The organism is Mycolicibacterium vaccae NBRC 14118 = CIP 105934 (genome assembly GCF_001552715.1).
Taxonomy (GTDB): Bacteria; Actinomycetota; Actinomycetes; order Mycobacteriales; family Mycobacteriaceae; genus Mycobacterium; species Mycobacterium vaccae.
In genome coordinates, this window is record NZ_BCRS01000194.1 from 1 (window position 1) to 10,336 (window position 10,336).

The 10,336-nt window shown below is 68.2% G+C and carries 10 protein-coding genes and 1 pseudogene; 5 read left to right on the top strand and 6 right to left on the bottom strand.

All coding sequences use genetic code 11. The annotated features are described in order from the left end of the window. From MVA01S_RS26160 to MVA01S_RS26185, 6 genes and pseudogenes are all read right to left on the bottom strand, one after another. Positions 1 to 186 (bottom strand): annotated as a pseudogene (locus tag MVA01S_RS26160) (DUF2339 domain-containing protein); the annotation flags it as partial. 43 nt (positions 187 to 229) lie between these two features. Further along, positions 230 to 850: a response regulator gene (locus MVA01S_RS26165; RefSeq protein WP_040542252.1), complete on the bottom strand. Its 621-nt coding sequence runs from the start codon at positions 848 to 850 to the stop codon at positions 230 to 232. 20 nt (positions 851 to 870) lie between these two features. Continuing rightward, the gene (gene macS, locus MVA01S_RS26170) at positions 871 to 2,004 is read right to left on the bottom strand and encodes a MacS family sensor histidine kinase (RefSeq protein ID WP_237024377.1); all 1,134 of its coding nucleotides are present in this window, start codon (positions 2,002 to 2,004) and stop codon (positions 871 to 873) included. Then, positions 2,001 to 2,753 (bottom strand): amino acid ABC transporter ATP-binding protein, encoded by a 753-nt coding sequence (locus MVA01S_RS26175; protein WP_003931904.1) that lies wholly within the window; start codon positions 2,751 to 2,753, stop codon positions 2,001 to 2,003. Before MVA01S_RS26175 ends, macS begins: the two co-directional genes overlap by 4 nt. A gap of 26 nt (positions 2,754 to 2,779) precedes the next feature. Next, positions 2,780 to 3,691 carry an amino acid ABC transporter permease gene (locus tag MVA01S_RS26180; protein ID WP_003931903.1) on the bottom strand — a complete coding sequence of 304 codons (912 nt, stop codon included), beginning with the start codon at positions 3,689 to 3,691 and terminating at the stop codon, positions 2,780 to 2,782. Between the two features lie 15 nt (positions 3,692 to 3,706). Next, positions 3,707 to 4,627, bottom strand: coding sequence for an ABC transporter substrate-binding protein (locus tag MVA01S_RS26185; RefSeq protein ID WP_040542155.1), 921 nt, complete (start codon positions 4,625 to 4,627; stop codon positions 3,707 to 3,709). Positions 4,628 to 4,829: 202 nt separating this feature from the next. Here MVA01S_RS26185 and MVA01S_RS26190 point away from each other — a divergent pair, with 202 nt between their 5' ends. The 5 genes from MVA01S_RS26190 to MVA01S_RS26210 form a co-directional block, all read left to right on the top strand. After that, on the top strand, positions 4,830 to 5,423 hold the full coding sequence (locus MVA01S_RS26190; RefSeq protein WP_003931901.1) for an HdeD family acid-resistance protein: 594 nt from the start codon (positions 4,830 to 4,832) through the stop codon (positions 5,421 to 5,423). Between the two features lie 82 nt (positions 5,424 to 5,505). Continuing rightward, positions 5,506 to 6,966, top strand: coding sequence for a cytochrome ubiquinol oxidase subunit I (locus tag MVA01S_RS26195; RefSeq protein WP_003931900.1), 1,461 nt, complete (start codon positions 5,506 to 5,508; stop codon positions 6,964 to 6,966). Between the two features lie 10 nt (positions 6,967 to 6,976). After that, positions 6,977 to 8,017, top strand: a complete 1,041-nt coding sequence (gene cydB, locus MVA01S_RS26200) for a cytochrome d ubiquinol oxidase subunit II (RefSeq protein ID WP_003931899.1) — start codon at positions 6,977 to 6,979, stop codon at positions 8,015 to 8,017. 53 nt (positions 8,018 to 8,070) lie between these two features. Further along, a complete protein-coding gene (gene cydD / locus MVA01S_RS26205) occupies positions 8,071 to 9,633 on the top strand; it encodes a thiol reductant ABC exporter subunit CydD (protein ID WP_003931898.1) in 1,563 nt (520 codons plus the stop codon). After that, a partial coding sequence (locus MVA01S_RS26210; protein WP_255251722.1) for an ABC transporter transmembrane domain-containing protein occupies positions 9,620 to 10,336 on the top strand: 717 nt, incomplete at its 3' end. The genes cydD and MVA01S_RS26210, both read left to right, overlap by 14 nt.

A 10,336-nucleotide genomic window follows, 5' to 3' on the forward strand; every position in this document is an offset into this window, starting at 1 on the left:
GGCCCTCGGGGGCGGCGCCGGTGGCGCGGCAGGGGCGGGCGCAGGGGCAGGGGCAGCCGGATGTGGCCGGTCAGCCAGTATCCGGTCCAGCTCGGCCAGGTCGGTCGAGACCCGGGCGAGCTGGCGCGAGATCGCGGCGAAGTCCGCGGAGAGCCGGGTGACGACGGCGGAGTGCGGTTCGGTCATACCGCCATCCTGGCGACCGGCGCGCCGCGGCGGATGAGTACAACTACTCGTCCAGACCGTGCTCGATCGCGTACCGGGCCAACTCGACCCGGTTGCCGATCTGGAGCTTCCGGAACGTGGCCTGCACATGGTTCTCGACGGTGCGGTGGCTCAACGACAGCCGCGACGCGATCTGTTTGGCCGTCAGGCCTTTGGCCACATGCCGCAGGATCTCGGTCTCCCGCTCGGTCAGTGTCGGTCCGGCGGGGGTGTCGCGCTCGAGGCGCCGGAACTCCCCGAGCACCAGACCGGCGAGTCCGGGCGTGAACACCGCCCGGCCCTGCGCGGTGGACCGCACCGCGTCGTTCAACTCCTGCCGGGACGCGCTCTTGACCAGATAGCCCGTGGCGCCGGCCTTGACCGCTTCCAGCACGTCGTCGCGTTCGTCCGACGCCGACAGCACCAGGATCCGCGAGGCCGGCGACACGGCGAGCACCTCGGCGGTCGCCTGCGCGCCGTCGCCGTCGGCGAGTCGCATGTCCATCAGCACCACCGCGGGCTTCACCACCGTCGCGCGCCGTTTCGCCGACGCCACGCCGTCTGCGGTGGCGACCACGTCGAACCCGTCTTCGGCCAAATCGCGCGCCACCGCATCCCGCCAGATGGGGTGGTCGTCGACGACCATGACGCTGATCGGTGTTTCGGTCACCGCGCCACGCCTGGTGTGCGGGGCACGGTCAACTCCCATTCTGTCCCCGCGCCGGCCCCGGTGGTGAGCTCGGCTCGCCCGCCCATGGAATTCATGCGCCCCACAATCGATTTCGATATCCCGATCCGGCCTTCCCGCACCGCTTCGGCGAGTCGGCCTTCGGGGATACCCACACCGTCGTCGCGGATGCTGACCGTGACCGTGTCGCCCAGGTCCTCCAGCAGAACATACGCGCGCGCGGCCGGGCCCGCGTGCGCCTCGACGTTGTCCAGAGCGTTGGCCGCCGCGGCCAGCAGCTCCTCGGCGACGGCCGCTTCCAGCAGTACGGGGCCGGCGGGCAGGCTGACCGACACCCGGTCCGACGCTCGCCGCCGCAGCATGGCCCCGAGATCGGACACTCGGCCGTCGCGCGGCTCGGCCTCCTGGGCGCTGACCAGCCTGCGCAGTGCACGCTCCTGCTGCCCCGCCAGCTCGGCGAGCTCGGCGGTGTCTCCCCCGATCTCGCGTCCGCGACGGGCGACCAGCGCCAGCACCTGGATCGCGCCGTCGTGAACCTGCCGCGACAACCGCTCACGCTCTTCCAGTGAGGCCGACAGGCGGGCCGCCCGCTCCAGTTCGGCGTGCGCCCGGCGCGCGGTCTGCGCGGCCATGCCGACAGCGAGACCGACCGCCAGCTCGATCACGATGGTGGCATTGCGGCCGACGTCGATGCTGATGTGCTCTTTCAGCGCGGCGCTGGCCGCCACCACGACCAGGCCGGTCACCATCCCTGGCACCGGACCGGCCAGGACAGCCGCCGAAATGGTGGCGTTGGTGGCCCACAGCGTGGTCGGCCATGACTGGTTGTCCTGCGCCCACTGGTCCGAGGCCACCCATTCGGTGGACAGCATCAGGGTCACCACCACCGCGATCTCGGCCAGCACCCAGGCCGGACGCCGGCCGAACCCCTCCAGGTAGGCCACCGCGCAGGCCGCACTCCAGCCGAGCAGCACGGCCAGCAGCACCCAGCCGACGCCCGGGTGCGCCAGCTCGTCGTTGATCGCCACGTGGAACCCGATGGCGTAGATGCAGGTGAGCAGGCGGAACACCTGAGCGGCACGCCACAACGGCGTAGCGGGGTCAGGCGTCACATCACCTTGGAGAGAAACGCTTGCGTCCGTTCATGTTGGGGATTGGCCATCAGCTCGCGTGGGTCACCCCGCTCGACCACCACACCGGCGTCCATGAACACCAGTTCGTCGGCGACCTCGCGGGCGAAGCCCATCTCGTGGGTCACGACGATCATCGTCATGCCTTCGGCCGCAAGCTTCTGCATGACTCCCAGCACTTCACCGACCAGCTCCGGATCCAGCGCCGAGGTCGGTTCGTCGAACAGCATCAGCTTGGGATCCATGGCCAGCGCCCTGGCGATCGCCACCCGCTGCTGCTGACCGCCGGACAGTTGCGCCGGGTAGGCACCGGCCTTCTCGGCCAGACCCACCTGGGCCAGCAGGTCGCGACCGAGCTCGGCGGCCTCCTTCTTGCCGAGCCCCTTGACCTGCATGGGTGCCTCGATGACGTTCCCCAGAGCGGTCCGGTGCGGGAACAGGTTGAAATGCTGGAACACCATGCCCACCTCGCGGCGCTGCCTGGCGACCTCGCGTGGCTTCATCTCGTGCAGCTTGCCGCCGCGCTCGTTATAACCGACAAGCGTCCCGTCGACGTAGAGCCTTCCCGCAGAGACGGTTTCGAGATGGTTGATACACCGCAGGAACGTGGACTTGCCTGACCCCGACGGCCCGACGAGCACCAGCACCTGACCTTTGTGCACCTCCAGGGTGATGCCCTTGAGCACCTTCAGCGCGCCGAAGTCCTTGCAGACCAGTTCGGCTTTGACCATCGGAGATGAGGTGTCGTGCGCCATCGTCACACCCCCGTACCCATCTGCGCCTTCGCCAACGCTTCGAGCTGTTTGGTCGTCAGCTTGCGCGAAGCGCCCCGCGAGAAGTACCGCTCCAGGTAGTACTGGCCCACCATCAGGACGCTGGTGATGATCAGATACCAGGTGGCCGCGACCATCAGCAACGGCACCGGCTCGAAGATCCGCGCCGCGATCTCGCGGGTGGCGATGCTGTACAGATCGAACGCGTACGGCACCGCGGTGACCAGCGACGTGGTCTTCAACAGGCTGATCACCTCGTTGCCCGTCGGCGGGATGATGACCCGCATCGCCTGCGGGAGCACCGTGCGGCGCATCGCCATCCCCCAGGACATACCCAGCGCGGTCGAGGCTTCGAACTGCCCCTCGGGCACCGAGGTGATGCCCGCACGGACGATCTCGGCCATGTAGGCGGCCTCGTTCAACGCCAGGCCGATCACCGCCAGCGCGAACGGAATTGACAGGCTCTGCAGGTTGATGTGGAAGAACGACGGACCGAAGGGCACCCCGAGCTGCAGGTTCTGGTAGATCGTCGGGAACAGGCCCCAGAACGCCAGCTGCACGTACACCGGGGTCCCGCGGAAGATCCACAGGAACACCCACGACACCGCGCCGAGCACCGGGTTCGACGACAACCGCATCATGGTCAGGATCACCCCGAGCACGATGCCGATGGCCATCGAGTACACGGTCAGCTGCAGGGTGTTGAAGACACCGAGCAGGATCCGTTCATGGAACAGGTACTCGCCGAACGTCGACCACCCGTAGGCCGGGTTGGTCGCCGCCCCGTAGAGGAACAGTCCGACGAGGATGAGGATGACGGCCGCCGCCACCCACCTCCATGGGTGGCGGAGCGGAACGGCGTCGATCGCTTGTGGCGGCGTGCCGACATCGGTCATTGGTGTCAACGTCTCCTAGGAGACCGCGCCGTTGATCACCGGTTTGTCGATCATGCCCTCTTCGAGTCCCCAGTTGGCCGCGATCTCTTTGTACTTGCCGGTCTCGATCAGATGCTCAAGGGCCTGCAGCAGCGACTGCGCCAGCGGTGAGCCCTTCTGCACGGGCCAGCCGTAGGGCGCCGAGTCGAAGGTCTCACCGGCCTGCTCGAGCTTGCCGTTGGTCTGCTTGATCGCATACAGCGTCACCGGCGAGTCGGCCGACATGGCGTCGGCCTGGCCGAGGACCACCGCGTTGGTGGCGGCGTCCTGACTGTCGAACGGGATGATCTCGATGGCCGGTTGACCCTCGTCGACACACTTCTTGCTGCGCGCGGGCAGCTCGTCGGTGTCCTGGACGGTGGTCGCCTGCACCGCGACCTTCTTGCCGCACGCGTTCTCCGGGTCGATCTGACCACCGGCGGGCTGAGCCCACAGAGTGCCGGCCGAGAAGTAGGTGACGAAGTCGACCTGCTGCTCACGCTCCTTGCTGTCGGTGAACGACGACATGCCGACGTTGAACGTCCCGCCCTGGATGGACGGGATGATCTTGGCGAAATCAGCCTCCCGGTACTCGGGCGTCAGGCCGAGGGTGCCGGCGATCGCGTTCATCAGGTCGACGTCGAAGCCGACGATCTTGCCGCTCTCGTCCTTGAACTCGTTCGGGGCATACGGGATGTTGACGCCGATGACGAGTGTCCCGGTCGACTTGATGGCCTCGGGCACGGTGTTGGCGATCGCGTCGACCTTCTCGGCGGGAGCGGAGGCGGTCGGAGATCCCTCTTCACTAGATTGGTCGGAGCTGCTTGAACAGCCCGACAGCGCCAGGGCGCCACTGGCAGCGAAGACTGCTGCCACGCGCCAGATCTTGGTCCGGCGGGATTGAATTCCACCCAACACGATTCGCCTCAACTTTCTTCTTCGGGTCGTCGGCGTCTCCGCCTGGGTCCCCCTCGAGCCAGTCTTTCCCAGCCAGGAACGTTAACGACCGATGATCCGGCGCGCAGCGCCGGTAACAGGACATTAACGACCCCATCCCGACATGGGCAGACGTAATACCAAATCAGGCTAGAGCGTGTCGTCGGTGTGTCACACTTCGAAAATGGAATCAGCCGCTGCCCCAAGCATGTTGCGGAACCTCTGGAAATCGGCGCTGCTGTCCGGGATTCTCGCCGTTCTGCTCGGCGTGTTGATCTTGGTGTGGCCGGGCATCACCATCCTCGTCGCGGCCATCTTCTTCGGTGCCTACCTGCTGGTCACCGGCATCTCGCAGGTCATCTTCGCGTTCAGCCTCGACGTCTCCGCCGGAGGCCGGGTGCTGCTGTTCCTCAGCGGCGCGGCCGCGCTCATCCTCGCGGTGCTCTGCTTCCGCAGCCTGCAGGAGTCGATCCTGCTGCTGGCCATCTGGATCGGCATCGGCTTCGTGTTCCGGGGGGTGGCCACCGCGGTGTCGGCGATCAGCGACCCCCTGCTGCCCGGGCGCGGCTGGGAGATCTTCATCGGCGTGATCAGCCTGATCGCCGGCGTGATCATGCTCGCTGCCCCGTTCGAATCACTGACCACCCTGACGTTGGTGGTCGGCATCTGGCTGATCGTCATCGGCGTCTTCGAGGTCATTTCGGCCTTCGGGATCCGGTCGGCGAACAAGAAGGTCGACGCAGTGCGGAGGGACGTCGCGACAGCACTACCGGACTGAGGCCAAAAGTCCCTAGCGCCGCCCCGCGGAAGAACTACTACACTATGTCGTAGTTTGGACTCGTAGAGCCTGGGAGTGGCGCATGGACGCATTGGATGTGTCGCGTTGGCAGTTCGGGATCACCACCGTCTACCACTTCATCTTCGTTCCACTGACGATCGGCCTGGCCCCGCTGATCGCGGTCATGCAGACCGTCTGGCACATCACGGGTAACACGGCCTGGTACCGCCTGACCCGGTTCTTCGGCAAGCTGTTCCTGATCAACTTCGCGATCGGCGTGGCCACCGGCATCGTCCAGGAATTCCAGTTCGGGATGAACTGGAGCGAATACTCCCGCTTCGTCGGCGACATCTTCGGCGCTCCGCTGGCCTTCGAGGGCCTGGTCGCGTTCTTCTTCGAGTCCACCTTCATCGGGCTGTGGATCTTCGGCTGGAGTCGGCTGCCCCGCGCCGTGCACCTGGCCTGCATCTGGATCGTCGCGTTCGGCGTCAACGCCTCGGCGTACTTCATCATCGCCGCGAACTCGTTCATGCAGCACCCCGTCGGCGCGAAGTTCAATCCCGAGACCGGACGTGCCGAACTCGTCGACTTCGTCGCGCTGCTGACCAACAACACCGCGATCTGGGCCTTCCTGCACGCGGTGACCGCCTCCCTGCTCACCGCCGGCGCGTTCGTGGCAGGCATCTGCGCGTGGCTGATGGTCCGGTCGCACCGCAGACCGGGCGAAGAGGTCGAGGCCCGCACGATGTACCGGCCCGCGACCATCCTCGGCAGCTATGTCGCACTCGTCGCCGCCGTCGGCCTGTTCTTCACCGGCGACATCCAGGGCAAGCTGATGTTCGTCCAGCAACCCATGAAGATGGCGTCTGCGGAGTCGTTGTGCCAGACCGAAACCGACCCCGACTTCTCGATCCTGACGGTCGGCACGCACAACAACTGCGACAGCGTCACCCATCTCATCGAAGTGCCCTACGTGCTGCCGTTCCTGGCCGAGAGCCGGTTCTCCGGGGTGACCCTGCAGGGCGTGGAGAACCTGCAGGCGCAGGCCGAGGAGAAGTTCGGGCCCGGCAACTACCGACCGAACCTGTTCGTCACCTACTGGTCGTTCCGCGCGATGATCGGGTTGCTGCTCGTCCCGGTGGCGTTCGCGTTGCTGAGCCTGTGGCTGACCCGGCGCGGCCGGATACCCGACCAGCGCTGGTTCGGCACCTTCGGCCTGCTCACCATTCCGACGCCGTTCCTGGCCAGCTCCGCAGGCTGGATCTTCACCGAGATGGGACGTCAGCCCTGGGTGGTGGTGCCCAACCCCACCGGTGACCAGATGGTGCGAATGACGGTGCAGGAGGGCGTGTCCAACCATGCGGCCGGCACCGTGATGTTCTCGCTGGCGGTGTTCACGCTGCTCTACGGGGCGCTGGCGGTCGCCTGGTTCTACCTGATGCGGCGGTATGTGGCGGAGGGACCGCAGGAGCACGATTCCGAGCCCGCGCCACCGACCCCGCCCGACAAGGAGGACGTCGAACCCTTGTCCTTCGCCTACTAGGAGATCCGCCATGGGGCTTCAAGAACTGTGGTTCCTGCTGATCGCCGTGCTGTTCCTCGGCTTTCTGATCCTCGAGGGCTTCGACTTCGGCGTCGGGATGCTGATGGCACCGATGGGGACCATCGGGCCGGGCGACCCGGACAACCGCAGGCGCGCGGTGCTCAACACCATCGGTCCGGTCTGGGACGCCAACGAGGTGTGGCTCATCACCGCCGGGGCCGCCATGTTCGCCGCGTTCCCCAACTGGTACGCGACGCTGTTCTCGGCGCTCTATCTTCCTTTGCTGGCAATTCTTTTCGGCATGATCCTGCGCGTCGTGGGCATCGAGTGGCGCGGCAAGATCAACGATCCGCAGTGGCGGCGGTGGGCCGACATCGGAATCGCGCTCGGCTCATGGCTTCCCGCGTTCCTGTGGGGGGTTGCCTTCGCGATCCTGTTGCGGGGGTTGCCGATCGACGCCGACGGCCGCGCCCATCCGGCCATCGGCGACGTGCTCAGCCCCTACACCCTGCTCGGGGGGCTGGCCACCGCGACGCTGTTCCTGTTCTACGGCTCGGTGTACCTGGCGTTGCGCACCGCGGGCGCGCTGCACGAGGATTCGTTCCGCGTCGGCCGGACGCTCTCGATCCCGGTGATCGTGCTCGCGGGCGGGTTCGGCCTGTGGACCCAGCTGGCCTACGGACAACCCTGGACGTGGGCGGCGCTGGCGGTCGCGGTGGTGGCGCTACTGGTGTCGGTGGCCCTGGTGTGGCGGGGTCTGCGCGAAGGTGTCGCCTTCGCCGCGATGGTGATCGTGGTCGCGGCGGTCGCGGTGCTGATCTTCGGCTCGATGTATCCCAACCTGCTGCCCTCCACCCTGAACCCGGACTGGAACATCACGATCTACAACGGGTCCTCGACCCCGTACACGCTGCGCATCATGACCTGGGCGTCGCTGACCCTGCTTCCGCTGGTGGTGGCCTACCAGGCGTGGTCGTACTGGGTCTTCCGTAAGCGCGTCACCGCCGAATCGATCCCGGCCTCGATCGGGTTGTCCAGGCGAGCGTCCTGACCGATCCCTCGCGCCTGCCCATCGACCCGCGCCTGTGGCGGGCCTCCGCCGGCATGCGCCGGTTCCTGGTGGCCACCACGGCCTGCGGGGTGGCCATCGCGGCGTGCACCATCGCTTCCGCGGTGGTGCTGGCCGGCATCGTCGCCCGGGTGATCACCGATCCGGCATCCCGCAGCGTGTCCGCACTCGCGGTGCCGATCGTGATCCTGGTGGCGCTGTGGACGATCCGCACCGTGGCGCAGTGGCAGCAGGGCCGGCTCGCCCAGCGCGGAGCCAGCGCCGTCATCGCCGACCTCAGCGAGCAGGTGCTGACGGCGGCCACGGCACTGCCGCCGCGCGATCTGGCCGCCCACCGTGACGACGCCGCCGTGGTGATCACCCGCGGCCTCGACGGCCTGCGGGTCTACTTCACCGGCTATCTACCGTCGCTGTTCCAGGCCGCGGTCCTGACCCCGGCCACCGTGGTCGTCATCGCACTGTACGACTGGCGGTCGGCGGTGATCGTGGTGATCGCGCTGCCGCTCATCCCGGTGTTCATGATCCTGATCGGGATGGCCACCGCGGACCGGTCGGCCGCGGCGCTGGCCGCGATGGCGACCCTGCAGTCGCGACTGTTGGACCTGGTCGCCGGTCTGCCCACCCTGCGGGCACTGGGCCGCACCGCGGGGGCCGCCACCCGGATCGCCGAACTCGATGCCGCCCACCGACGTTCGGCGATGGCCACGATGCGCGTCGCGTTCCTGTCCGCGCTGGTGCTGGAACTCATCGCCACACTCGGGGTGGCGCTGGTGGCGGTCGGCGTCGGCATGCGGCTGGTGTTCGGTGAGATGACCTTGACCGCCGGCCTGACCGCGCTGCTCCTCGCGCCGGAGGTGTTCTGGCCGTTGCGCCGGGTCGGGGCGGCCTTCCACGCCGCCCAGGACGGCAAGACTGCGGTGCAGGCGGCGTTCCGCTTCCTCGACACGGTGCCCCCGCCGCAGACCGGCACCGCTGCCCTGCCCGGCGACGCGGTGACCGTGCAGGTCGAGAACCCGGATCTGACCGCCCGGCCCGGCCGGGTGACCGTGTTGACCGGCCCCAACGGCATCGGTAAATCGACTCTGCTGCAGGCGATTCTCGGCCTCGACCGGCCGACCCCGGGACGGATCCGGGTCAACGGGATCGACATCGCCGACCTCGACCGCACGCAGTGGTGGTCGAAGGTGGCGTGGCTGGCGCAGCGGCCGGTGCTGATGCCGGGCACCGTGCAACAGAACCTGGAGTTGTTCGGCCCGCTGCCCGATGTGCAGTCGGCCTGCCGGGCTGCGTGCTTCGACGAGGTGCTGGCCACCTTGCCCGACGGCCTGCAGACGGTCATCGGGCGCGGCGGGGTGGGGCTGTCCCTGGGTCAGCGTCAGCGACTGGGCCTGGCCCGGGTACTCGGTTCCGCGGCGCCGGTGCTGCTTCTCGACGAACCCACGGCCCACCTCGACGGGCCCACCGAAGCGCGGGTGCTGGAGGCGATCAGACAGCGCGCGGCGGCCGGCGCGACCGTGCTCGTGGTCGGCCACCGCGACACGGTCCTCGCACTCGGCGACGAGGTGGTCGACATGGGAGGTCAACGTGTCGCGCCGTGACCCGCTGGTGCAGGCGTGGCCGCTGCTGGCGCCCCGGGCGCCGCGGATCGCGCTGGCGGTGGCGCTGGGCGCACTGTCACTGGGCAGCGCGCTCGCGCTGACCGCGGTGTCGGCGTGGCTGATCACCCGCGCCTGGCAGATGCCTCCGGTATTGCACCTGACGGTCGCCGCGGTGACCGTCCGCGCGCTCGGCATCTCCCGCGGCGTGCTGGGGTACTGCGAGCGGCTGGCGTCCCACGACACCGCGCTGCGTGCGGCGGGCACCGCCCGGGAACGACTCTTCACCCGGCTCGCGAGCGGGCCCGAGGACACCGTGATGCGGCGCAGCAGTGGCGATCTGGTGGCGCGTGTCGGCGCCGGGGTGGACGAACTGTCCGACGTGGTGGTGCGGGCTGTCATCCCGGTCTGCGTCGCCGCCGTCCTCGGGGTGGCGGCCGTCGCAGTGATCGCGGTCATTTCCGTTCCGGCCGCCGCGGTGCTGGCCGCATGCCTGTTGATCGCCGGGGTGGCGGCCCCACTGCTGTCCGCCCGCGCCACCTTGGCCGCTGAAACCGTTGCCGGTGAGCATCATTCGCAGCGCGACCACGCGGCGATGCTTGCCCTGGAGCATGCGCCCGAATTGCGTGTCAGCGGCCGGCTGAGCGACGTCATCGCCGAGGCCGGCGCCGAGCAGCGCCGGTGGGGCCGCGCGGTGGACCGGGCC